25 protein-coding genes, 2 tRNA genes and 1 other RNA gene are annotated in these 24,245 nt (G+C 56.0%); 12 read left to right on the top strand and 16 right to left on the bottom strand.

The annotated features are described in order from the left end of the window. Positions 1-25: 25 nt before the first annotated feature. Both FAP39_RS10720 and FAP39_RS10715 read left to right on the top strand, forming a co-directional pair. Positions 26-1,156, top strand: a complete 1,131-nt coding sequence (locus tag FAP39_RS10720) for an alpha-hydroxy acid oxidase (RefSeq protein ID WP_138016427.1) — start codon at positions 26-28, stop codon at positions 1,154-1,156. 175 nt (positions 1,157-1,331) lie between these two features. Further along, positions 1,332-4,775 (top strand): pyruvate carboxylase, encoded by a 3,444-nt coding sequence (locus FAP39_RS10715; RefSeq protein WP_138016392.1) that lies wholly within the window; start codon positions 1,332-1,334, stop codon positions 4,773-4,775. Positions 4,776-4,813: 38 nt separating this feature from the next. On the opposite strand, the gene FAP39_RS10710 is transcribed toward FAP39_RS10715, so the two are convergent. From FAP39_RS10710 to FAP39_RS10700, 4 genes are all read right to left on the bottom strand, one after another. Next, complete coding sequence (locus tag FAP39_RS10710; protein ID WP_138016391.1) at positions 4,814-5,650, bottom strand: glycosyltransferase family 2 protein; 837 nt, start codon at positions 5,648-5,650, stop codon at positions 4,814-4,816. Between the two features lie 4 nt (positions 5,651-5,654). Further along, positions 5,655-6,509: a glycosyltransferase family A protein gene (locus tag FAP39_RS10705; RefSeq protein WP_138016390.1), complete on the bottom strand. Its 855-nt coding sequence runs from the start codon at positions 6,507-6,509 to the stop codon at positions 5,655-5,657. A gap of 170 nt (positions 6,510-6,679) precedes the next feature. Continuing rightward, the gene (locus FAP39_RS17540; RefSeq protein WP_171006832.1) at positions 6,680-6,856 is read right to left on the bottom strand and encodes a hypothetical protein; all 177 of its coding nucleotides are present in this window, start codon (positions 6,854-6,856) and stop codon (positions 6,680-6,682) included. Positions 6,857-6,879: 23 nt separating this feature from the next. Beyond that, positions 6,880-7,251, bottom strand: a complete 372-nt coding sequence (locus FAP39_RS10700; RefSeq protein WP_138016389.1) for a hypothetical protein — start codon at positions 7,249-7,251, stop codon at positions 6,880-6,882. Positions 7,252-7,376: 125 nt separating this feature from the next. Here FAP39_RS10700 and FAP39_RS10695 point away from each other — a divergent pair. Both FAP39_RS10695 and FAP39_RS10690 read left to right on the top strand, forming a co-directional pair. Next, positions 7,377-7,451: transfer RNA gene (locus FAP39_RS10695), tRNA-Gly, on the top strand. Positions 7,452-7,603: 152 nt separating this feature from the next. After that, a tRNA-Gly gene (locus FAP39_RS10690) sits at positions 7,604-7,678 on the top strand. 75 nt (positions 7,679-7,753) lie between these two features. Here the strand turns inward: FAP39_RS10690 and FAP39_RS10685 are convergent. The 3 genes from FAP39_RS10685 to FAP39_RS10675 form a co-directional block, all read right to left on the bottom strand. Beyond that, complete coding sequence (locus tag FAP39_RS10685; RefSeq protein ID WP_138016388.1) at positions 7,754-9,088, bottom strand: 8-oxoguanine deaminase; 1,335 nt, start codon at positions 9,086-9,088, stop codon at positions 7,754-7,756. Between the two features lie 117 nt (positions 9,089-9,205). Beyond that, positions 9,206-10,000 (bottom strand): histidinol-phosphatase, encoded by a 795-nt coding sequence (hisN, locus tag FAP39_RS10680; protein WP_138016387.1) that lies wholly within the window; start codon positions 9,998-10,000, stop codon positions 9,206-9,208. Positions 10,001-10,055: 55 nt separating this feature from the next. Beyond that, a complete protein-coding gene (locus tag FAP39_RS10675; protein ID WP_138016386.1) occupies positions 10,056-10,436 on the bottom strand; it encodes a helix-turn-helix domain-containing protein in 381 nt (126 codons plus the stop codon). Positions 10,437-10,729: 293 nt separating this feature from the next. Between FAP39_RS10675 and FAP39_RS10670 the strand changes: the two genes are divergently transcribed. Then, positions 10,730-11,692, top strand: coding sequence for an NADPH:quinone oxidoreductase family protein (locus FAP39_RS10670; RefSeq protein WP_138016385.1), 963 nt, complete (start codon positions 10,730-10,732; stop codon positions 11,690-11,692). A 66-nt stretch (positions 11,693-11,758) separates the two neighbouring features. Here FAP39_RS10670 and FAP39_RS10665 read toward each other — a convergent pair whose 3' ends face one another. Continuing rightward, on the bottom strand, positions 11,759-12,664 hold the full coding sequence (locus tag FAP39_RS10665) for a LysR family transcriptional regulator (protein WP_138016384.1): 906 nt from the start codon (positions 12,662-12,664) through the stop codon (positions 11,759-11,761). A gap of 127 nt (positions 12,665-12,791) precedes the next feature. Here FAP39_RS10665 and FAP39_RS10660 point away from each other — a divergent pair, with 127 nt between their 5' ends. Then, on the top strand, positions 12,792-13,001 hold the full coding sequence (locus FAP39_RS10660) for a DUF1127 domain-containing protein (RefSeq protein WP_138016383.1): 210 nt from the start codon (positions 12,792-12,794) through the stop codon (positions 12,999-13,001). A gap of 111 nt (positions 13,002-13,112) precedes the next feature. Further along, on the top strand, positions 13,113-13,850 hold the full coding sequence (locus tag FAP39_RS10655; RefSeq protein ID WP_138016382.1) for a Bax inhibitor-1/YccA family protein: 738 nt from the start codon (positions 13,113-13,115) through the stop codon (positions 13,848-13,850). Between the two features lie 85 nt (positions 13,851-13,935). Here the strand turns inward: FAP39_RS10655 and FAP39_RS10650 are convergent, their stop codons facing one another. The 7 genes from FAP39_RS10650 to gatC all read right to left on the bottom strand — a co-directional run bounded on the left by FAP39_RS10650 (position 13,936) and on the right by gatC (position 18,643). Then, positions 13,936-14,451 (bottom strand): GNAT family N-acetyltransferase, encoded by a 516-nt coding sequence (locus tag FAP39_RS10650; protein ID WP_138016381.1) that lies wholly within the window; start codon positions 14,449-14,451, stop codon positions 13,936-13,938. Between the two features lie 112 nt (positions 14,452-14,563). Next, on the bottom strand, positions 14,564-14,731 hold the full coding sequence (rpmG, locus tag FAP39_RS10645; protein WP_007814563.1) for a 50S ribosomal protein L33: 168 nt from the start codon (positions 14,729-14,731) through the stop codon (positions 14,564-14,566). A 151-nt stretch (positions 14,732-14,882) separates the two neighbouring features. Continuing rightward, positions 14,883-15,291: RNase P RNA component class A (gene rnpB / locus FAP39_RS10640), an RNA gene on the bottom strand. 62 nt (positions 15,292-15,353) lie between these two features. Further along, on the bottom strand, positions 15,354-16,007 hold the full coding sequence (locus FAP39_RS10635; protein WP_138016426.1) for an N-acetylmuramoyl-L-alanine amidase: 654 nt from the start codon (positions 16,005-16,007) through the stop codon (positions 15,354-15,356). Between the two features lie 14 nt (positions 16,008-16,021). Next, positions 16,022-16,834, bottom strand: a complete 813-nt coding sequence (locus FAP39_RS10630) for a hypothetical protein (protein ID WP_138016380.1) — start codon at positions 16,832-16,834, stop codon at positions 16,022-16,024. A gap of 34 nt (positions 16,835-16,868) precedes the next feature. Then, positions 16,869-18,356, bottom strand: coding sequence for an Asp-tRNA(Asn)/Glu-tRNA(Gln) amidotransferase subunit GatA (gene gatA, locus FAP39_RS10625; RefSeq protein ID WP_138016379.1), 1,488 nt, complete (start codon positions 18,354-18,356; stop codon positions 16,869-16,871). Then, complete coding sequence (gatC, locus tag FAP39_RS10620; protein ID WP_138016378.1) at positions 18,356-18,643, bottom strand: Asp-tRNA(Asn)/Glu-tRNA(Gln) amidotransferase subunit GatC; 288 nt, start codon at positions 18,641-18,643, stop codon at positions 18,356-18,358. Before gatC ends, gatA begins: the two co-directional genes overlap by 1 nt. A 237-nt stretch (positions 18,644-18,880) precedes the next feature. On the opposite strand from gatC, the gene FAP39_RS10615 reads away from it, so the two are divergent. Beyond that, on the top strand, positions 18,881-19,573 hold the full coding sequence (locus tag FAP39_RS10615) for a metal-dependent hydrolase (protein ID WP_138016377.1): 693 nt from the start codon (positions 18,881-18,883) through the stop codon (positions 19,571-19,573). A gap of 80 nt (positions 19,574-19,653) precedes the next feature. Here FAP39_RS10615 and FAP39_RS10610 read toward each other — a convergent pair whose 3' ends face one another. Then, positions 19,654-20,106 (bottom strand): nucleoside deaminase, encoded by a 453-nt coding sequence (locus FAP39_RS10610; protein WP_138016425.1) that lies wholly within the window; start codon positions 20,104-20,106, stop codon positions 19,654-19,656. A gap of 62 nt (positions 20,107-20,168) precedes the next feature. On the opposite strand from FAP39_RS10610, the gene FAP39_RS10605 reads away from it, so the two are divergent. From FAP39_RS10605 to FAP39_RS10590, 4 genes are all read left to right on the top strand, one after another. Further along, on the top strand, positions 20,169-20,951 hold the full coding sequence (locus FAP39_RS10605; protein WP_138016376.1) for a pseudouridine synthase: 783 nt from the start codon (positions 20,169-20,171) through the stop codon (positions 20,949-20,951). 245 nt (positions 20,952-21,196) lie between these two features. Next, entirely contained in the window at positions 21,197-22,090 is an 894-nt protein-coding gene (locus FAP39_RS10600; RefSeq protein WP_138016375.1) for a 5-bromo-4-chloroindolyl phosphate hydrolysis family protein, read from the top strand. Between the two features lie 17 nt (positions 22,091-22,107). Next, entirely contained in the window at positions 22,108-23,307 is a 1,200-nt protein-coding gene (locus FAP39_RS10595; RefSeq protein ID WP_138016374.1) for a toxic anion resistance protein, read from the top strand. 9 nt (positions 23,308-23,316) lie between these two features. Beyond that, positions 23,317-24,240 (top strand): DUF2927 domain-containing protein, encoded by a 924-nt coding sequence (locus FAP39_RS10590; RefSeq protein ID WP_138016373.1) that lies wholly within the window; start codon positions 23,317-23,319, stop codon positions 24,238-24,240. Positions 24,241-24,245: the final 5 nt, after the last annotated feature.

Genomic DNA, 24,245 nt, shown 5'->3' with positions numbered 1-24,245 from the left:
GGCGCCCAACCCCCAAAGCTATGGCATGGATTTGCACAGCCAATACCCCGCTCTCTCCGATCTACGCGCCCGCGCCCGCCGCAGGGTACCGAAATTTGTCTGGGAATTTCTGGACAGCGCCACCGGTAATGAGCACACCAAAGCCCGCAACAGGGCCGCATTGGACCGCGTGTTGTTCGAGCCATCGATTCTTCATGGTGAAATCACACCCGATCTCAGCACAAACTTGTTAGGCCAGACCTACCCACTGCCAATCGGGATCGCGCCCGTTGGTATGTCCGGGTTGATTTGGCCCGATGCAGAACGGTTGCTGGCCAAGGCCGCCAAGGCTGCCAATATCCCCTATTCCCTGTCGACCGTGGCCAGCCAAACGCCCGAAACCATATCCCCGTGTTTGGGCGATCATGGCTGGTTTCAGATGTATCCTCCGCGCGACGAGACCATTCGCAAAGATATGCTTGAACGGGCACGCGCGTCAGGGTTCAGCACCTTGATCCTAACTGTGGATGTGCCCGTCGCCAGCCGCCGCGAGCGTCAGGTCAGATCCGGTTTGACCACCCCGCCACGTTTGACACCTCGGCTATTGGCCCAAGTCGCAACCCGTCCAGCGTGGGCCATGGGAACCGCACGCATGGGCATGCCCCGCATGCGTCTGATAGATGAATATGCCGAAAACCTCACCGGACTAAGCTCGACCAACCATGCGGGGTATTTGCTTAGGACATCGCCAGATTGGACGTATTTGGCGTGGCTGCGCGAGCATTGGAAAGGTCCGTTGATTGTCAAAGGGGTGATGCGCGCACAGGATGTGCCGCACCTTCAGGCAGCAGGCGTCGATGCGATCTGGGTCTCTAATCATGCGGGTCGGCAATTTGATGGGGCTCAAGCGACGATTGATGCGCTTCCTGCGATTCGCGCGGCCACAGACCTGCCCATTATTTTGGACAGCGGCATCGAAACCGGACTTGATATCTTGAGGGCGCTGGCACTGGGCGCAAATTTCGTCATGCTCGGGCGGGGGTTTCATTATGCGCTGGCCGCATTGGGCGCCAAAGGCCCTGCGCATTTGGTCGACATTCTTGACAAAGATTTGCGCGCCAACATGGGCCAACTTGGGGCAACCCATCTAGACGAAGTAAGTCAGAAACGAATCTGATTGCGCAAACATGTCGCAAGAGAAAACACAGGTGCCGTTCTAACAGACAAGGATTGGTGCGATTCCCTGCACAACTTGTCCAAAATTACGCAGTCCTTGGTATTGCGCGAGCCTGCTCGCGTATCTTACGCCTTGGCAACTTTAACGACAGACACCAATGAAGGGGAGCCTGCCGATGACCACCTTTAACAAGATCCTGATCGCAAACCGTGGCGAAATTGCCATCCGTGTGATGCGCGCCGCCAATGAAATGGGCAAGCGCACGGTTGCTGTATTCGCCGAAGAAGACAAACTGTCTTTGCACCGTTTCAAAGCAGACGAAGCGTATCGTATTGGCGAAAACATGGGGCCGGTTGCGGCATATCTGTCGATCGACGAGATCATCAGAGTCGCAAAGGAATGCGGGGCCGATGCCATCCATCCCGGCTACGGTCTCCTGTCGGAAAATCCGGATTTTGTGGACGCCTGCGCCGCAAACGGCATCACCTTCATCGGTCCCAAAGCGGCCACGATGCGCGCTCTGGGCGATAAGGCCAGCGCCCGCAAGGTCGCGGTCCAAGCGGGTGTTCCCGTCATCCCCGCAACCGAGGTTCTGGGCACCGATATGGACGCCATCAAAGCGGAAGCAGCCGAAGTTGGGTATCCGCTTATGCTCAAGGCCAGTTGGGGCGGTGGCGGACGCGGCATGCGCCCGATCTTTTCTGAAGCCGAGGTCGAGGAAAAGGTACTGGAAGGTCGCCGCGAGGCCGAAGCCGCTTTTGGCAACGGCGAAGGGTATCTGGAAAAGATGATCACCCGTGCGCGCCACGTCGAAGTTCAAATTCTTGGCGACAGCCACGGTAATATCTATCACCTCTACGAACGCGACTGTTCGGTCCAACGCCGGAACCAAAAAGTCGTCGAGCGCGCCCCTGCGCCATATTTGTCAGAAGCCCAGCGCGAAGAAATTTGCGAGCTGGGGCGCAAAATCTGCGCACACGTCAACTATGAGTGCGCCGGAACTGTCGAATTCTTGATGGATATGGAGACTGGCAAGTTCTATTTCATCGAGGTCAATCCACGCGTTCAAGTCGAGCACACGGTCACCGAAGAAGTCACGGGGATCGACATCGTGCAGGCCCAAATTTTGATCGCCGAGGGCAAATCCATTGCCGAAGCCACCGGCAAAGCCAGCCAATATGACATCCGCCTGAATGGGCATGCCCTGCAAACCCGCATCACCACCGAAGACCCGCAAAACAACTTTATCCCCGACTATGGCCGTATCACCGCCTATCGGTCGGCAACGGGTATGGGTATCCGTCTGGATGGCGGCACGGCCTATGCAGGTGGGGTGATTACCCGGTATTACGACAGCTTGTTGACCAAAATCACGGCGCACGCACAAACACCTGAAAAAGCCATCGCACGGATGGACCGCGCCCTGCGCGAATTCCGTATTCGTGGCGTCAGCACCAACATTGCCTTTGTCGAAAACCTGCTGAAACATCCCACGTTTCTCACGAACCAATATACCACCAAATTCATCGACGAAACGCCTGCGCTGTTCCAGTTTGCAAAACGTCGTGACCGCGGCACCAAAGTGTTGACCTATATTGCCGACATCAGCGTAAACGGACATCCGGAAACCACAGACCGTCCAGAGCCAGCGCAGGATCTCAAAGCGCCGCGCGCGCCCAAACCAAAGAGCGATCAACCGGCTTACGGCACGCGCAACTTGCTGGAGGAAAAAGGTGCGCAGGCTGTTGCCGACTGGATGAAGGCGCAACCCCAGCTGTTGTTGACCGACACAACAATGCGCGACGGACATCAAAGCCTATTGGCAACGCGCATGCGGTCGATTGATATGATTCAGGCAGCGCCAGCCTACGCTGCGAACCTGCCACAGCTGTTCAGCGTAGAATGCTGGGGCGGTGCCACCTTTGACGTGGCATATCGTTTCTTGCAGGAATGCCCATGGAAACGCTTGCGCGATTTGCGCGCCGCCATGCCAAACCTGCTCACACAGATGTTGCTTCGGGCGTCGAACGGGGTGGGTTACACCAACTATCCGGACAATGTCGTTCAGGAATTCGTGCGTCAGGCTGCGGATACAGGCGTTGACGTCTTTCGGGTGTTTGACAGCCTGAACTGGGTTGAAAACATGCGCGTTGCGATGGACGCCGTCGTGGACTCTGGCAAAATCTGCGAAGGCACGATTTGCTATACAGCAGATTTGCTTGATAGCAGCCGCACGAAATACGATCTGCAGTATTATGTCGATATGGCCAAGAACCTAGAGGCCGCAGGAGCACATGTGCTTGGTCTCAAGGATATGGCGGGTCTGCTCAAGCCTGCGTCTGCGCGGGTGTTGATCAAGGCTCTTAAAGAAGAGGTTGGGCTGCCGATCCACTTCCACACGCATGATACATCCGGTATCGCAGGGGCGACAATCCTTGCCGCCGCCGAGGCAGGTGTAGATGCCGTCGACGCCGCCATGGATGCGTTCTCGGGGGGGACGTCCCAGCCATGTTTGGGGTCAATCGTAGAAGCCCTGCGCCATACAGATCGCGACACTGGTTTGGATGTGGGTGCAATCCGTGAAATCAGCGAGTATTGGGAAGGCGTTCGCGCCCAATACGCTGCGTTCGAATCCGGCCTCGCGTCTCCGGCTTCCGAAGTCTACCTGCATGAAATGCCCGGTGGCCAGTTTACCAATCTCAAGGCCCAAGCCCGTAGTCTTGGGCTCGAGGAGAAATGGTCAGAGGTGGCCCAAACGTACGCCGATGTGAACCAAATGTTTGGGGATATCGTCAAAGTCACACCGTCCTCCAAGGTCGTTGGAGACATGGCCTTGATGATGGTCAGCCAAGGTTTGACCCGCGACCAAGTTGAAGACCCCGACACCGATGTGTCTTTCCCGGACTCGGTGGTCGACATGATGCGCGGCAACCTTGGGCAACCTCATGGTGGTTTTCCAGAGGGGATCACCCACAAGGTTCTTAAGGGCGAAGCGCCCAACACAGAACGCCCCGGCAAGCACTTGGCCCCTGTTGATCTTGACGCCACGCGCGCCGAGCTTTCCAAAGAGCTCGAGGGGTATGAGGTCGATGACGAGGACCTGAACGGTTACCTGATGTATCCCAAGGTCTTTTTGGATTACATGGGTCGGCATCGCCTTTACGGGCCAGTGCGGGCGCTTCCAACGCGCACATTTTTCTATGGGATGGAACCTGGCGAAGAAATCACGGCAGAAATCGACCCCGGAAAAACTTTGGAAATCCGTCTTCAGGCACTTGGCGAGACCGACGAAAACGGCGAAGTCAAAGTGTTCTTTGAACTCAATGGTCAACCCCGTGTCATCCGCGTTCCAAACCGGTTGGTAAAGTCCACGACCATCCAGCGGCCCAAAGCAGAAGCGGGCAACTCTGATCATATCGGGGCCCCGATGCCTGGTGTTGTCGCAACGGTCGCCGTCACACAGGGCCAGCAGGTCAAAGAAGGCGATATGTTGCTGACAATTGAAGCCATGAAAATGGAGACAGGCATCCACGCAGAACGCGACGCCACGATCAAGGCAGTGCATGCGCAGGCTGGCGGTCAAATTGATGCAAAAGATCTGTTGATCGAGTTCGAATAAGACATACGGCGGCGCAGACAACAAATCTGCGCCGCTGCTTACTTCCAGAGACCGTAGGTTTCCTGAAAATAGGCCTCGGTATGGCGGTCGGCCTGATCCCTGTCGGCACCATCCAAAACCGCCTCGTGCAGCGCATCCGTTTTATACAGCGCGAAGGACGAAGGTTCTATTTGACGCGGAACCACCCAAACAGGGTGTCCGTTTTTCATGGCTTGCCCTGACAACCAGCAATCATCAACACTCCACATAATGTCGGGGATTTCGAACGCATCCTCTGAAAAGAACGACGCGCGTACCATGACACCTGCGTGGCCCTCAAAGATGTCCCGGTATCCACCAAAAATATGCACACGCCGACCGATATGGGTCGTCGGCTGTTTCAGGACCCGCGTTTTGACCCAATACACCCCCATGCGCGCATAGTTCTCAAGGTCGGTCACGCGCCACGTCCGCACTGGTCGACGCAAAGATTTGTCCACGCGGTCGTCCCATGGCGACCCCAGTACATCGTGTCCGCACACCGCAAGACACGCATGCGGCTTGTGGCGACGTTCGCGCAGGAAACCGGCCGCCCATGTGCGCCGATACACCATGTCATCATCACAAAACAAAATGTCTATATCCTGTCCGCGAAACTCTTTGATCGCGGGCAAAATTTTGGTCGCCGGACCATAGTCTTCATCCGTCCGGTGAATCTCGACGCCTTCGGGCACATCCGGCAAAACTCCGTCCCAGTCAGGAAACCGCCGATACGCGTACGGGATATACAGAATAACCTTTTCCGGCTTCACCGATTGGCGCAGCAATCGCCGCAAAGTCGGACCAAGCGAAGAAAACCGCGAAGGAATGGTCGAAAGTGTAATCACGTAGCGCATTGTGTCAGCCCCAAATGCCATAAGTCTCGCGGAAATACCGCACCACGGCCGCATCCAGTTCACCACGCCCCTTGCCGTCAAACTGGTTCAGGAACAAGGCGTTTTGGTCAAATCCATAGTCGGTCACCCGTGATTCAAGATTTGGCTCGCCCCACCCACCAACGACCCACGTCGGATGTCCTGCACGTGTGAGTTGCCCCGAAAGCCAGACATCATCGACTGGAAATGCAAACTCCGGGATATCATAGCTTTCCTGAGGGAAAAACTCGGGGCGCACAAGCACGCCCAGATACCCCTGAAACCCGTCGGCGTACCCCGGGCGCAATGTCGAGCGCCGTGGCGGTTCAATGAAATGCCGCCCCGTAAGACGCGCCCCAAGCCAAACTCCGAACATCCGGAGTTGAAACGGCACATCCAGCACACGCCATTTGCGCAACCATCTTGGATGTTCCTCGTATGTGCGCACGGTTCCGGGCACGGGCGGAAATTGCGCCCCACACACCGCAAGGCACGCCTGAGGGTGTTTGGCCCGACTGGCCAGCAACCGTTCGATCAAATGTGGCGGGTAAATCTGATCATCATCCCCAAAGAATATCTCGGTGTCCGTCCCGGCGAACTCCTTGGCCGCCGGCAACACTTTGGTCGCGGGACCATAGTCTTGATCCAGCACTCGAATTTCAACGCCATCAGGAACCTTGGGAAGCTGACCGTCATATTCGGGAAACCGGCGATATGTGCGCGCGATATACAGAATGATCCGATCCGGCGTGACGGTTTGGGCCAGTAAACTGTCCAGAGTTGGGCCGATCCTGTCGAAGCGCGGCGGAATAGAAGAAAGCGACACGATGCACTGTGACACGCGATGGCCCTCGATGCTTGTAAATTGAATTAGGTCTTTCTAACCACCTGATCCACAGATGCAAAATGTCTTTTGGAATAGGGTTCATAACAATACGGGCGAATTCCGCCCGTTCATGCAGATGCGACGAGGCACATCACCGCGTTGCACGCATTCAATGCCTAACTGTTTTATGCGCCACCCGTGCGGTGTTCTGCCCGACTACAGGGAGTTTGCAGGCTCGACGCGACCACGTCACCGTAATCAACAGTAGACGTACGATCCGAATCCGAGCGCCCCTCGACAGCAAAACCAATCAATATTACGGCGGCCAGCGCCCCCAAACGCATATTCTCTAATGTGATCATTTAATCCTCAGTCTTTCTATATCCTAATGCGCCACCAGCACCGGTGCGCTGCCGTGCTCTGCAAAATCAAGTTGCGCGGTAAATGCAGACGGCACCAGAGATTGGAACGTCAGCTCGAACACCACATCCGCCCCGTCAAACCCCCCGATCTCAAAAGGGGCGGGCAACGGCGTCGCCGAAGCGCCACTCGCGGACAGGCCGTGCAACACAATTGGGGTACTCCCAAGGTTCAAGATTGTAATCTTAAGCCGCATCCAACTCTGTTTTGCCGACAGAACTTTGGCATCGGCGGATACACGCGCCGCGCCATGGCCAGCATGCGCAAAGGCTACAACGGGGAATGCCGAGAGCCCCATAATCAGGGTGCGACGCGTCAACTTGGGAGAAAAATTCATGTTCATATATCCTATACGCCGCAGATCAGGGGTTCCGTCGCTCAAATGACATTTTTTTCGCTGTTGGTCCATTTTCCTCTTGCGGCTTCGCCCGAGTCTAATTAGATCACGGCTCACCCAAGGAAGCGGGCGTAGCTCAGGGGTAGAGCATAACCTTGCCAAGGTTAGGGTCGGGCGTTCGAATCGCCTCGCCCGCTCCAATTTATCTCTGAAATGAGAGAACAGTGAACAAGGCGCAGCTTAGGCTGCGCCTTTTCGCATTTTCAGGCCTTTCGGATGACATTGAAAGAAATTGCAATTTTTCTCTTGCGGTGACCCAAGACCTTGAGTATTCCACGGCTCACCCAAGGAAGCGGGCGTAGCTCAGGGGTAGAGCATAACCTTGCCAAGGTTAGGGTCGGGCGTTCGAATCGCCTCGCCCGCTCCAATTTCTCTCTGAAATGAGAGAACGGTGAACAAGGCGCAGCTTAGGCTGCGCCTTTTCGCATTTTGCGGCACTTGATTACCCAGCCAGTGTGAGGGCCAGAGCGTTTTGGCGCTCGATCACTTTCGGCACGTCTAGCGTCGTCACGTGGCCATCGCGCACAATCTGTTTTCCTTCAACGAAAAGATCACGCACCTTTGTTGGCCCAGCCAGCAACAGCGCCGCAGGGTCCCAGCTTCCGGCGCTTTCAATGCCCGTCACATCCCAGATCGCAATATCAGCCCGTTTTCCAACCGCGATTTGACCGCAATCATCACGCCCCAGAACCTCTGCGCCACCCCGAGTCGCAATTTCCAGTGCCTCGCGGGCACTCATGGCGTCCGCACCCTGAGAAACCCGTTGCAGCAGCATGGATTGGCGTGCCTCAAGTACCAAGTTGCCTGTATCATTGCTGGCAGACCCGTCAACACCAAGCCCAACCTTGACGCCTGCATCACGCATGGCGCGCACAGGTGCGATTCCGCTGCCCAATCGGCAGTTTGAACAAGGACAATGCGCGACACCCGTTCGGCTTTTGGCAAAAAGATCAATTTCCCGACCATCCAGCTTGACGCAATGCGCATGCCAGACATCGTCACCAACCCACCCGAGATCTTGGGCATACTGACCGGGCCGACAGCCGAATTTCTCAAGGGAATAAGAGATATCCTCTTCGTTTTCAGCCAGATGAGTATGCATCATCACGCCTTTGTCCCGCGCCAGAATCGCAGCATCGCGCATCAGGTCGCGGCTGACGGAAAACGGTGAACATGGCGCAACACCGACACGGACCATCGATCCCTCTGACGCATCATGAAACCGATCAATGAGGCGGATCGACTCGTTCAGGATATCAGCTTCATTTTCGACAAGGCTATCTGGGGGCAAGCCCCCATCGCTCTCACCAATACTCATCGAGCCATGCGTCGGATGAAACCGCATCCCGACCTCTGCTGCTGCGTGGATCGTATCATCCAATCGTGCCCCATTGGGATACAGATACAAATGATCAGAGGTCAAAGTGCATCCCGAAAGCGCAAGCTCGGCCAAACCAACCTGTGCTGATACAAACATTTCTTCAGGGCCAAATCGGCTCCAGATCGGATAGAGCGTCTGCAACCAGCCAAACAACAACGCATCCTGCCCGCCAGGAACCGCGCGTGTCATGCTTTGATACAGATGATGGTGCGTATTCACCAAACCGGGTGTCACCACACACCCTGCGGCTTGGATGACCTCTGCGTCGCTGACCAAATCACTGCCGATTTCGGCAATCACGCCGTCTCGAAGACGGATATCAACTTGGGAGAGTTCGCGCCGCGTGTCATCCATTGTCAAAACAGTGGATGCATTTCGAATCAGAATTTCAGACATATCGGAGTCCTTTCACACTTCATATGGCCCGCTTCGGAAACTGAAGTGTGACGACGCCGACAGAAGACGGGCAAAGGACTCGACGCGCGGAAAGGCTACAGCGACACGTCGGGCCACTCAATAAGTTTTTAGAATCTCAAGCGCCATCGCATGAATTTGTGCGTTTGCGGCGGCAAGAACCCGCCCGCCCTGATGGGCTGGACCGCCCTGCCAGTTGGTGACAACACCGCCTGCGGCCTCGATCACTGCAATGGGTCCTTGAATGTCATAGGCATTCAACCCCGCTTCGATCACGAGATCAACCTGCCCCGCAGCGATCAAAGCATAGGCATAACAATCCATCCCATAGCGGGTCAGCTTGACCTTGTCAGACACCGCCCGAAATCCGGCGCCTTCTTCCGGGCTTCCCACTTCAGGAAATGTCGTAAACAAGATGGCATCGGACAATGATGTCGTCTGACGTGTGGCAAGCTCTTGGCGGCCAAATGGGCCTTGAACATATGCATGCCCAAATCCCCCCACAAACCGCTCTTGAATATAGGGCTGATCGACAATGCCAAAGATGGGGCCTGTGTCATCAGAGACAGCAATCAGAACCCCCCACGTCGGTGTGCCGCTGATAAATCCTCTTGTGCCATCGATTGGATCAAGCACCCAGGTCAACCCGTTTTTACCTGCGCTTTGTCCGAACTCTTCGCCCCAAATGCCGTCGTCAGGTCGCATTTTCGCAAGCACATCGCGCATCGCAAGTTCTGCAGCTCGATCCGCTTCGGTCACAGGATCAAAGCCGTCTTGCAGCTTGTTGTCTGCAGACAGTCCAGGTTTGCGAAAATATGGAGTGATCACAAAACGAGCGGCATCCGCCATCGCAAATGCCGCTTCGATCAGCGCGTTTCTTTCACTTGCGTCCATCCACCCGATCCCTTTGCCTTTACAATCATTGCGCTAGCCTAGGGGGAAGAAAAACTCAAGCTACGTCACTTAAAACCCGAGCAAGCTCGAACAAACGGCGACGCTGATTTTCTGGGATAGAGTAATAAGAGCGCACAAGATCCAGCGCCTCTTTATCGCCCATCAAATCTGCAGGCACTTTACTTGGTGTATCCGCAGACTGACCCTCGGCCTCGTCAACTTCGATTCCTTCGAAGAAAAAGCTGACCGGTACTTCAAGCGCATCAGCGATATCCCAAAGACGAGACGCGCTCACGCGGTTTGCACCGGTTTCATATTTCTGAATCTGTTGAAATTTGATGCCAACTTGCTGTGCCAACTGTTGTTGGGTCATACCCGTCAACCAGCGGCGCTGGCGGATACGTTTTCCCACATGGACATCGACAGGGTGCGTCATCACACGACTCCTCAAAAATTTAACTTTGGTTCGAACAATATCCCATGAGCCATCCACAAAACAGCTCATAGAGTTTTCCCAAGTCGCCGCGCATCCCTACAGCGACAGCCTTACACTAGCAGTTTTGGACACGTGATCAAGGTTTTTGACACAAGCCTACCGCTACCTCCCCTTAGCGCGCTCAATCTCAGCTTGTCCTAGTGACGTTGCGGAACTCGACTGGATGGGTCATTGGCGTTGTTTTTGACATCAAAGAACACAGTATGTATCCGACACTGAACTCTGGAGGTCCTATGCGCGCATTTGAAATCACATCACACGAAACACCCGGGAAAGTTACAGACATTCCCGTTCCCACCCCCGGCCCCGGCGAGATTCGCCTGCGCATTCATGCCTGCGGATTGAATTTTGCGGACCTCCTTATGCAAAAGGGCACCTATCAAGACACCCCTGCCCTTCCGTTTGTGTGCGGCATGGAGGTAGCAGGCGTGGTCGATGCGCTTGGAGAAGGCGTGACAGGCCCAGAAGTTGGGACACGCGTGGCCGTGTTTGGCGGCAAAGGCGGTTTGGCCGAGTTCGGCTGTTTTGATGCTGTACGTACCGTCCCCATCCCAGAGTCAATGTCGTTTGAAGACGCCGCTGCCTTCTTGATCGCCTATGGCACCAGCCATGTCGCCTTGGATTATCGTGCGCGCCTACAACCGGGCGAAACTTTGCTTGTACTTGGCGCAGCAGGCGGCGTCGGACTGACCGCCGTTGAAATCGGCAAGCTGATGGGTGCAACCGTGATCGCGTGTGCGCGCGGCGCTGACAAACTTGCCGTGGCCAAAAAGGCTGGCGCTGACCACCTGATTGACGCCACACACCAAGACATTCGCGCCGAAGTCAAAGCGCTTGGTGGGGCTGATGTGGTGTATGATCCTGTTGGCGGAGACCAATTCAAAGCCGCTTTTCGCGCCTGTAATCCCGAAGCGCGTCTCTTGCCGATCGGCTTTGCCAGCGGAGATATCCCCCAAGTTCCCGCCAACCATTTGCTGGTTAAGAACCTGACCGTGATGGGCCTCTATTGGGGGGGGTATCTTGGTTTCAAGCCACAAGTGATCAAAGACAGCCTGACCACACTCTTTGAATGGCACGCTGCGGGGCGCATTACTCCGCATATTAGCCACGTGGTGCCCTTGGAAGACACCACAGATGCGATGGAATTGCTGCGCAGTCGCAAGTCGACTGGCAAAGTCGTTGTCACCATGCCCTAGGCCGCTCTGCGAAACATCAACGAGGCAAGATCACGTGCCTCGTTGAATTCTCAATCTGACCGCTTTCTATTTACCGACGGCAACCAACCGACGCGTTGCCGAAGTTGTCTCTTGGCGCCCATGGAGGGGTTGGAACCCTTTTCTCAACAAATCAGCCAAATACGTGATCACCTCACCCTTGGCTTCTTGGGCGCCGTACATGTTGATGTGCTGCACACCAAGGTCTGGCAAGGCCCCACCATGGTCGATCACCTCCAGATGCGGTGGCTCTGTGCCTTCGATCATGGCCATCACCCCTAAATCTGCGCTGACGGTGGCTTCAACAGTGCGTTCAGATTCTGTCTCGACGGCCATTTCCCATTCGATGCCCGCCTGATCCAACGCCCGAATGGCCCCGACCCTAAACAAACAATTCTTGCCCGAAGCCATGCGAAAAGGCCGCCTGCGCCATGTCGCCCCGCCGGGCGCACCGATCCATGCCAATGGCAAAGTGCACAATTCTTCGGCTCCGGCCCCAGTTTCAGGTTCGGTGGTCAGAATAAGGTCCGCCTCGCCCTTTTCAAACTGCGGCTTCAGCCCTCGGGTATAGGACGCGATCAAATGCACCTTAATCCGCGGGTAAGCCGCCGCAAACTGCTGCATCGCACGTGGAATTACGGGGTACACAATGTCGTGCGGCACACCCAGAGTGATCTCGCCTTCAAACTCGTCATGCGTCAAACGACGAATCACCTCGTCATTCAGGGACACCATCCGGCGCGCATAGCCAAGCAACTGTTCCCCAGCTGGCGACAAAGCAATGCCACGCCCAGATCGGTCCAAAAGGTCGACACCGATCAGTTCCTCAAGTCGCTTCAACTGCATCGACACCGCTGACTGTGTCAAATGCAGGAACCCAGCAGCCTTGGTCACCCCTCCAAGGTCGGCCACGGCCACAAAGCTTCGCAGGGTTGTTACGTCAAGATTTCGCATATCATCACATATCCTGATACATCACTTCATAAACATTCGTTTTTAAAATTTATCACACAGTGCCATATACATCAAACAAATTGATACAAACACACAAAACCATCTCAAATCGAGAAAGGACAAGACTATGACTTCTGTAACTGCCCTCGGTCGCCGCGCCGGTCTCTTTTCCGCCAAGTCATTCCGCATTGGTGACCTGATCGCCCTGCGCCGCCAACGCAAAGCGCTGGCCCGTCTGGATGACGCTGCATTACGTGATATGGGCCTCAGCCGCCAAGATGCTGCTCTCGAAGCCAAGCGCCCTGCATGGGATGTTCCTTCCACTTGGCGCTGCTGAGTCGGAAAATCTGTCAAATTTGGCTGTAATTCCTTGAAATGACGCGCAGGCTCACCGATATTAGACACAAAGGCGGCTTGACCGCTCAATCGTTCAATATCGGAGGCTTTGATGGCTGAATTTGACACAATCCAGGGTACCGCAGGTTCGCGCGCTGCCCAGATTGACGCGGGACTTCGCGCCCACATGAACAAAGTGTACAGCACCATGTCCGTTGGCATGTTGCTGACCTTTGCGGTGGCATGGGCCGTTGGCTCTACACCCGAACTTCTTGGTATGTTCCGTGATCCTATGACGCTCAAGCCGAATATCTTGGGCTGGATCATCATGTTTGCGCCTTTGGGCATGGTTTTTGCCTTTGGGGCCGCGATTAACAAACTGTCCGCTGCGGGCGCACAATTGTTCTTCTATGTGTTCGCCGCCGTCATGGGCCTGTCACTTTCTTGGATTTTCGTGGCCTTCACCGGATTTTCGATCGCTCAAGTCTTCCTCGTCACCTCGATCGCGTTTGCTGGTCTGTCCCTCTATGGTTACACCACCAAGAAAGACATATCGGGTTGGGGATCATTCCTGATCATGGGCGTGATCGGCATTTTGGTGGCCTCGATCATCAACATTTTCCTTGGCTCGCCTGCAATCCACTTCGCAATCTCTGTGCTCGGCGTTTTGATCTTTGCTGGCCTGACCGCCTATGACACGCAGAAAATCAAAACAACTTATCTGCAAATGGCGCATTCCGGCGATCAAGAGTGGCTGGGCAAGGCCGCCATCATGGGCGCGCTGAACCTGTACTTGGACTTTATCAACATGTTCATGTTCTTGCTTCAACTGCTGGGCAACCGCGAATAAGCAACCAGTTCGGATAATCAGATACGAACATCGGGCCGGTCATATGTGACCGGCCCGTTTTGTTTTAGCACAGTCAAAAGCGCCTTCAACAGACATCCCGGATCATCTGCACCGCCGGGAAATACACTCCCGGCGCCAGCGTCAGCTCTATCTCTCCATAGGCTTCAAATCCCATCGAAGCATAAAATGCCTGCGCGCTCAGGGTACTCATGCAATGCATGCGCTGCATTCCAAACCTGTAGGCCGAAGCCAAGGCATGCTGTGTCAGGGCGCGTGCCACACCGCGGCGCAAATGGTCAGGATCCGTCGCCAAATGGCGCATATGGCCATCTCCGACGGCTGAGATGCCTCTTGCGGGGCTAAAGTCTGTCCAGCCCCCTGCGCCGATCACCACGCCTGTCTCGTCATCCTCGGCCAGAAAATATGTCCCACACCCCAACAACGATGGCTGCGCCGACGTAATAAGCGGCAAGGCAGCGCGCAGCGTTGTAGGTGCATAATCGTGACACAAGAGCTGAGGGTAAGAGCGGCGCAGTAACCGCGTTACGGGCACTCTGTCGGACGCACCAGCGGCGCGAATAGAGAAAGATAGGGGGGGCATAATCGGCTTCCTGGAATTTCGAATTTGGAAATTCAGGTGCAGCCGAAAGCGTCAAAAGCAAAAAGCCGCACCAGAGTTGGTACGGCTTTTGCATGTGTCTAAGAAAGTGATCTTACTTGATCTTGCCTTCTTTGTACTCGACATGCTTGCGCACCACCGGATCGTACTTACGTACGACCATCTTTTCGGTCATGGTTCGCGCGTTCTTTTTGGTCACATAGAAATGGCCCGTGCCCGCGGTCGAGTTCAGGCGGATCTTGATTGTGGTAGGCTTCGCCATTTTTCTTCTCCTGCGCGAGGCACAACGCCTCGTGAAAATCTCATGAAGGTGCCTTTTACGGATGCCTGCGCCCGAGTCAACAGCTTGTTGGCAAGAAACCCAGCATTCATCACAGGTTTATGTCGATCCGTGCATTTTCGACCCTGATTTTTTGCGCAGAGGGCCTATAAGCCGGATTTTGTCCAAGGAGGAACCCTCCTCTGGATGACCATTCATCTTGAGAATCTGTTACCAGATTCTCTCTAGCTGCCAACCCGAACCTCTGGGCCAAAGCGTCCCTGCGGCGATATCGGCGAACCGATCAATCCCGCGCGAGGTTCCTATTCGGCATTGCTCCTGGTGGGGCTTGCCTTGCCGGTCCTGTTACCAGTCCCGCGGTGGTCTCTTACTCCACCGTTTCACCCTTACTCTGGTCTGCCGCAAGCGACACACCAAAGCGGTCTGTTCTCTGTGGCGCTTTCCCTTGGGTTGCCCCAGCCGGGCGTTACCCGGCACCATTGCCTTGTGGAGTCCGGACTTTCCTCGCGACCCTAAGGCCCCGCGGCCATCCAGCCCTCTGCGCCCTGACCAAATAGGAGGTCACACAGGAATGGTCAACTCGTGAGATACAGTGCCCGGCATCTTACCTCAGCCGCGCCAATGCCGTGGCGATCGCCATATCTTCCGATGCTAGCGGGCCGCGCCCCCAAGGCCGAAACCTGAGGCGCATCGCGTTAAGCAGGGTCTCAAAAGGGCACTCGGGGTATCCAAAGCGATGTAAGGCGGCACAAAATTGCGCGACATCGATCTCTGGACCCAGCACCCCATCTGGCCAAATGGACAGCCCTTGGCGGGCCAATCTGCGCCAGTCGAAACGCGGGCCCGGATCAATCTTTCGATCCGGTGCCATATCTGAATGTCCAATGACATCTATGGGGGCGATTCCCCATCGCGCCATGACATCCTGCATCAACGTTTCCAGCGCATACATCTGTGGTTCGCTGAACGGGTGATCTCCACAGTTGGCCAGCTCGATGCCGATGGAATGTGAATTCACATCCTGAATGTTGCGCCACTGGCCAGCACCCGCATGCCACGCCCGCATGTCTTCGGGCACCATGCTCCAGACGCATCCGTCTTCTGCGATCAGGTAATGCGCGGACACCTCGATGTCAGGGTCACACAACCGATCCAGCGCGGCTTGGGCGCTGTGCATCGCCGTATAGTGCAGCACGATGATTTCTGGCGCTCCCACTGCACGTCTGGGCCCATAACTCTGGCACGGGGCATACAGCATCTCGCTCACAGCGCTCAACCGCCCCGCGCAGCCTTGCGAAATGGGGCAGGATTCCAACCACACGCATAGCCATCGCCGTCAGGGTCCAAGCCCAACCGATCATTCTTTGGGCCACCTTTGGCCAAGAATGCGCTTTGGGCTTCGTTGCTTGATGGATATTTCGCACATGCCTTGGCATGGCGGGATTTACTGGTGAGGCCAATGCGACCATACGCTTGCGTGCCCACCGCATGCGTTGTCGACAGTGCAAACGCAACGATATTCGGACCAGAGTTCGTTCTGGCAGGCACGGCTGTCGGTTGAATAAGTTGATAGTTGGCCGAATTCTGTGCCTTGCGCGCAGCATCGTCTTCTATCGAGCGCCGAGACCCGACAGCGGCAAAATCATTTTCATCCGAAATGCCCGCATTGCTGCTTGTTCCTGGTGCAGGATTGGACGGGCTTGCATGCACAACGCCGTCAGGTGTCTTTTGCGGGCTACTTGGTGTTGCGCGGCTCGGTGACGCTGGTTCAGCCGCGCTCGCACGCGCAGCCGTAACAGCGCTGGCTGTCGCGGGTGGTTTGGCTTGAGGTGTCTGCACGGGTGCCGAGGTGACTCGCACGCTTTGTGGTTTGGGTTTTGACGCCGCAATGGTTGGAACCGGTTTAAGCATCGCCTCTTCAGACACAGCCGTCGGCGGTGGAACCGCCGCAACGGTCTGCACCGGTGCGGGGGGGGGCGGTGACAACACCGCATTGTCAAACCCAACGCCTGCGGCGCTATCGGGAATTTTGGGTTGGCATGCGGCCAGCGCCAAAATGGCGCAGCCTGTCAATATAGCTCGCATGTCGTGTGCCTGCTCAATGTTGTTTTGAACAGGTTTACCACCATTTTCCGGGCTTGGCTACAAAACCGGCAGCTGTCTCAAGCGCATAGGCAGTATTGAGCAAATCGCCCTCTTCCCATGGACGGCCAATCAACTGAAGCCCCAACGGCAAACCTTGGTGGTCCACACCTGTTGGAACCGAAATACCAGGCAATCCAGCAAGGTTTACGGTGACGGTGAATACGTCGTTCAGATACATTTTCACCGGATCTTCGTTGTCCATCTCGCCCAGACCAAAGGCCGCCGATGGCGTCGCCGGTGTCAGGATGGCATCAATGCCCGCGGCAAAAACCTGTTCAAAGTCACGCTTGATCAGCGCGCGCACACGCCGAGCGCGGTTATAATACGCGTCATAGAAACCAGCAGACAATACATATGTGCCCACCATCACGCGGCGCTGGACCTCGTGACCAAAGCCTTCGGCGCGGGTCTTTTCGTACATCTCGGTGATGCCGTCCCCTGCCGCCAGATTGGCGCGATGACCATAGCGCACACCGTCATAACGCGCGAGGTTCGAAGACGCTTCGGCCGGCGCAATCACATAATACGCGGGCAACGCGTATTTTGTATGTGGCAAGCTGATATCGACGATCTCAGCACCTGCAGCCTTGAGCATCTCGCGGCCTTGCGCCCACAGGGCTTCGATGTCTTCGGGCATGCCGTCCATGTGATATTCTTTTGGAATACCGATCTTTTTCCCGCGAATGTCTCCGGTGAGCATAGCTTCGAAATTTGGCACAGCCAATTCGGCACTTGTGCTGTCTTTGGCATCATGACCTGCCATCGCCTCGAGCATGATCGCCGCGTCCCGCACGGACTTTGTCATCGGACCCGCTTGGTCCAAAGAAGACGCAAACGCAACGACGCCCCAACGCGAGCACCGACCATACGTCGGCTTAATTCCCACAGTTCCGGTAAAGGCTGCGGGCTGTCGGATCGAACCCCCGGTATCCGTTCCGGTCGCCGCCAGACATAGATCGGCTGCCACGGCTGCCGCAGACCCGCCAGACGACCCGCCGGGTGTCAAAGCAGTATCGTCGTTGCCACGGCGCCACGGGCTGACCGCATTTCCGTAAACTGAGGTTTCGTTCGAAGACCCCATCGCAAATTCATCCATGTTCAACTTGCCGAGCATCACTGCGCCAGCGTCGAACAAGTTTTGCGTAATGGTAGATTCGTATTCGGGCTTAAACCCTTCAAGGATCGCTGAGCCTGCTTGGCTCGCAACACCTTTTGTACAGAAAAGATCTTTGATGCCCAATGGCAACCCGCACATGTCATGCGCGTCGCCTGTCGCCAAACGCGCATCCGCTGCTTTCGCTTGCGCCAAAGCAATGTCTGGTGTGTGGTGGACAAACGCATTCAAGGCCCCGGATGCCTCTGCGGCGTCCAGACAAGCCTGTGTCAAATCCACAGAGGTGATTTCTTTTGCGCGTAGTTTATCACGGGCCTCAGCAAGACCTAGTGTATTGAGATCAGTCATTATTCTACTACCTTCGGAACCGCAAAAAAGCCTTCGCGCGCATCAGGCGCGTTCTTGAGCACCTTGTCTTGCTGATTGCCGTCCGTCACTTCATCGACGCGCCGCTTCAGGCGCTGCGGTGTGACCGACGTCATCGGTTCAATCCCTTCGACATCGACTTCGTTCAACTGTTCGATAAAGCCGAGGATGGTGTTGAATTCCTGCGCCAGCGCGGGCAGCGCGTCCTCTTCGACCTTGATCCGCGCGAGCTTTGCCACGCGCGCGGCGGTGTCCTTGTCAATCGACATGCCAATACTCCGGTTGCAACTTGGCCCAAGCCTTTAGCGCCCCGCAAAGGGCGGTGCAAGCACTCAGCCCGACCGAAGGCCCCAAACTGGACCCCCCTGCCCCATTTTGAGGATCGCAAATCAGCCCCACGGCGTTGGCCAGTCCCGGGCTTTGCCCCAGCAGGCACGATCGCAAGACGGGCCTTTCCAAATGACGAAGCCGTGTTAACGTGCCGCAAAACCAACAGGGAGAATGACATGAAAATCATCTGGCTTGGGCACGGATCATTGCGCATTGAAACGTCAGGGCAGGTTCTGCTGGTTGACCCATGGCTGACGGACAGTCCTGTTTTGCCGCTGGACAAACAGGACGAAGCTGTGCGCGGCGCGACACACCTGATCCTGACGCATGCCCATATCGACCACGTCGCCGATATGCTGCCGCTGGCGCGCAAGCTGTCGATCCCGATCGTGGGTCAGTATGATCTAATGTCCCATTGGGGCGCGCATGAACACGTTGACACCGTCGGTTTCAACAAGGGCGGCACCGTCGATTTGGGCGGCGTGCAGTTGACCATGGTCAACGCGGTCCATTCCTCGACGATGGCCAGTGAAACAGGCCCGTTAGCGGCTGGCAGCGAATGCGGATATATTCTGCGCGCCGAGGGCCGCACGATCTATATTTCCGGGGATACGGACATAATGGCGGACATGGACTGGATCGGTGATTACTATCGTCCGGACGTCGGTATTCTGAGCGCTGGTGGCCATTTCACCATGGACATGAAAGCCGCCGCATATGCCGCCAAGCGTTATTTCAATTTCAAAACCGTGATCCCCTATCACTACCGCAGCTTCCCGATCCTCGAACAATCGGCCAAAGATCTTGCCGAGGGGCTACCGGATGTGGACGTAATCGAGCCGGAAATCCTGCAACCAATCGAATTGTAAGTCAAAGCCCGCCCCCCTCGCCCAAGCCCCCTTTTTGCCGGCGCTAGGGCGCAGGTGGGTGGCGGGCAAGGTACGTCGCCCTAACGCCGCTTGCCTGCAAAAAAGGCACGTAACAGGTTTTCGGCTTCCAAAGCCCCGATCCCGTCATAAACTTCGGGAGTGTGATGGCTTTGAGGGTGGTCAAAAACCCGCGGCCCATGCGCCACGCCGCCGGACTTTGGGTCATCGGCACCATAATACACCCGCGCGATCCGCGCCTGTGATATGGCGCTGGCGCACATCGGGCATGGTTCCAGCGTCACGTACAGGTCAAATCCGGTCAATCGCTCGGACCCAAGGATCAATCCCCCTGCACGCAGCGCCAGTATCTCTGCGTGCGCCGTCGGATCACAAAGCTCTCGCGTCCGGTTTCCGGCCTGCGCCACCACCTGTCCGTCTGGGGACACGAGCACAGCGCCAACAGGCACTTCGCCCCGCGCCTGTGCTGCGCGGGCTTCTTGCAGCGCCAAATCCATATAGCTCGTAAATACCATCCCTAAGGGATGCACCGTCAAAGCCCCTTTCGCAATCCCTGATTAAGCGCTAGGAACCCTGCATGACTCAGCAAACACCAGAAGGCGACCGCATCGCCAAAGTTCTTGCACGAGCCGGCGTTGCCAGCCGTCGCGAAGCCGAACGCATGATCCAAGCAGGGCGCGTCAGCGTCAATGGCAAGACACTTGCCAGCCCTGCACTGAATGTGACGGACAAAGATCGGATCACCGTCGATGGCAAGCCCATCAAGGAAGCCGAGCCGGAACGCTTGTGGCTGTACAACAAGCCAACAGGTCTTGTGACGTCCCACAAAGACGAAAAAGGCCGCGAGACGATTTTTGACGCTCTGCCCGAGGACATGCCGCGAGTCATGTCTGTCGGACGCCTTGACCTGAATTCCGAAGGCCTGTTGTTGCTTACCAACGACGGAGACATCAAACGCAAGCTCGAACTGCCCTCAACGGGATGGCTGCGCAAATACCGCGTGCGCGTGAACGGTCGCCCGACCGAGGATACATTGGCCCCCTTGCGCAAGGGGATCACAATTGAAGGCGAGCGCTTTCAGCCCATGGAGGTCTCTCTTGACCGTCAGCAAGGCGCCAACGCGTGGATCACTATTGGACTTCGCGAAGGTAAAAATCGTGAAATTCGCCGGGCTATGGAAACCGTCGGTTTGGCTGTGAACCGCTTGATCCGCGTCTCTTACGGACCTTTTCAACTTGGTCAACTCAAATCTGGCGAAGTCGAAGAAATTCGCCGACGCGTCATGCGCGACCAGCTTGGTCTTGATGGCGGCAAAGCACCAGAAGCCCGCCCAAAACCAAAGCGTACCCGCACACGCTAAAACCATGCGGCCCACCATGACGTGACCCGCAAGGTGGGCCTAACTTGCGATGCGCAAAATATCGCGCCCTCAGGCATGAGTTATCGCACAATATGTTCCCCCTAGTATCCGCGCGCGAAACTACCTAAGTTTTGGGCAGGCTTAGCGGGGGAATTGGACACGATGTCCGGCACTGGGTTACAAAAACTGGCATTTGTATTGCTTGTGATATTGATCTTTTATGTCTCCATTGCAGGGGGCGTGTAATGGCGCAGAAATTTGGCGGAAAATTCAGCCCCGACAGCCACGCAAGTTCGGAGCCGCTTCAACCATCAGGCACGTTTCAAAACGCCAAGCGCAGCCGCGTGGGCGGGCGCATCAATATGCTGTTTATCGCGCCTCTGCCCCTTATTTGGCAGGCATTTGGCAACGGTCCAGTGGCGCTTGGCCTAAATCTTGGCGCTCTGGCGATACTGATATGTGCCGCATGGCTCACCAGAGAAGGCCTTTTGGCACAAGAAGCCTATGACGCACGCAAAGTGGCACGTCGCCCTGTTTTTCCGCGCAAAATTGCCGGATCGTTCTTAACGGGCATCGGCTTGGCGCTTGCGGGATGGGCGTCTGGTGCGGGAGTTCCAGAGGCAGCAATTTACGGTGTGATCGGGTCGGCTCTGCACGGCTTCGCGTTTGGGCTTGATCCGCTTTCGGACAAGGGCCTCGAAGGCGTCGACCAGTTCCAGAATGATCGCGTTGCACGCGCCGTCGACGAGGCCGAAACCCATTTGGCCGCCATGAGCGATGCCATCATGCGGTCAGGTGATCGCGCGCTCGAAACGCGGGTGGCGCATTTTCAAACCACCGTACGCCAGCTGTTTCGAACCATTGAAGACGATCCCAGAGATTTGACCGCCGCTAGAAAGTATTTGAGTGTCTATTTGATGGGCGCACGTGATGCGACGATCAAGTTTTCGGACATTTATGCACGTAATCGCGACGCCCAAGCCAGAACAGACTATGAAGCGCTGCTCAATGATCTGGAACAGAACTTTGCCGCGCGAACGCAAAAACTGTTGCTGGATGACAAGAGCGACCTGACAATCGAAATCGAAGTGCTGCGTGAACGACTGCAGCGCGAGGGCGTCCGCAGTGACGCACACTAGCCCAAGAGGTAAATTCAATGTCTGACACTGTACGTCAAAAAGCCCAAGCCACCCTTGCTCAGGTCGATGAGATCACGGCGGTTGTGCTGCCCGAGCCAACCGACGCAGGGGCCGTTGTGTCATTGCAAGACGCCGATGCGCCGTTAAGTGAAGAAATCACAAAACGCATGGCTGAACTGGACATGACCAACACCACGTCAATCGTGGCCTTTGGATCAGGCGCCCAAGCCGAGCTTCAGGAAATCAGTCAGGCGATGCTGGCCGATGTCCGGAACAAAGACGTGGGCCCTGCAGGAGATAGCTTGCGCAGCATTGTGACCACGATCCGCGGTTTTTCTGTGAACGAACTCGATGTGCGACGCGAACGTTCGTTCTGGGAAAAACTGATCGGACGGGCGGCCCCATTTGCTAAATTCACCGCCCGCTTTGAAGAGGTTCAAGGACAGATTGACAAGATTACAGACAATCTGTTGACGCACGAACATACGCTGCTCAAAGATATCAAGTCGCTGGATATGCTGTATGATCGCACGCTCAACTTTTACGACGAGCTGGCTCTTTATATTGCGGCGGGTGAAGCCAAAATTGCCGAGCTGGACAGCACGGATATCCCCGAAAAAGAAGCCGCCGTTCAAGCTGCCAACGAGACCGATCAAGTCATGGTGGCACAAGAACTGCGCGATCTACGCGCTGCCCGCGATGACCTTGAGCGCCGCGTACATGATCTTAAGCTGACACGACAGGTCACGATGCAATCGTTGCCGTCCATTCGTTTGGTACAGGAAAATGACAAATCTCTGGTGACCAAAATCAACTCGACACTGGTCAACACAGTGCCGCTTTGGGAAACACAACTGGCCCAAGCCGTCACCATTCAACGGTCCGCAGAAGCCGCCGCCGCAGTGCGCGAAGCCAATGATTTGACCAATGAACTTCTGACGTCCAATGCAAGCAACCTGCGTCAGTCCAACAAGCTGATCCGCGAAGAAATGGAGCGCGGTGTCTTCGACATCGAAGCCGTGAAACAAGCCAATGCAGATTTGATAGGCACAATTCAGGAAAGCCTTCAGATCGCAGACGAAGGCAAGGCCAAGCGCGCAGCCGCCGAAGAAGACCTCAAAGTGATGGAAAACGAGTTGCGCGACACGCTGGCGTCTGCCAAAGCCAAGACAACAGGTCTTGGGGACACAACCTCGACCTCTGTACCCGGAGCCTGATCTTTCTTGATGCCGTTCAGAACTCTTGCCCTGACTTGCGCGCTGGCGGCTTTGGCTGCCTGCGATGGCTTGTCTCCGGGCAAGACTCCGCAGGCGACCGTGCGTCCGGCGCCAACCGCACCGTCACAAGATAGTGAAAACCTGAGACGCCATTATGCGCACGTCCAAGCCGATTTGTTGGCGCGCGGGTTGCTGCGCACGGATGGTGGCGGGCCTGACACGCCGTATACGGCGGACATGCTTGCCAAAAACTTTGAACGTATTGCCTTTTACGACGAATATGCGCGCGGTGGCGGCTTGCGGCGCTCAAGTGGGCGCGCGGGCCAGTTACGCCGCTGGACGGCGCCTATTCGTGTGAGCATGCGTTTTGGCCCCTCGGTCCCCGACACGGTGCAAACTGCAGACCGTGCTTTGGTCAACGGATATCTCGGGCGCTTGGCGTCTGTCACCGGCCATCCAATCACAGCCAGCCAATCGCGTGCCAATTTCCATGTATTGGTCATGGGGTTGGATGATCAGGCGGCGCTGTCTGCACAGGTCAAACAGATCATTCCAGGTGCCAGCACATCAACGCTCAATCTTTTCCGCAATGTGCCACGCAGCATTCATTGCCTTGTTGTGGCCTTCTCGGATGATAAAAACGAAAACAAAGTCACAAGCGCCATCGCCCTGATACGTGCCGAACATCCTGATTTACTGCGTAAATCCTGCTATCACGAAGAAATTGCGCAGGGGTTAGGCCTTGCCAACGATAGCCCCGATGCGCGCCCATCCATATTTAACGATGACGACGAATTTGCGCTTTTGACCACACACGACGAGGCGCTGTTGGCGATGCTGTATGATCCTCGCCTGTCGATTGGTATGCCGCTGGAACAGGCGCGGCCAATTTTTCAAATAATGGCCCGTGAAAAGGCTGGACGTTTATACTGACCCCG

Source organism: Shimia litoralis (assembly GCF_005518135.1).
In the GTDB taxonomy this organism is placed as follows: Bacteria; Pseudomonadota; Alphaproteobacteria; order Rhodobacterales; family Rhodobacteraceae; genus Shimia_E; species Shimia_E litoralis.
Note: the sequence above shows the minus strand (reverse complement) of the source record. Positions and strands in the feature narration are given on the sequence as shown.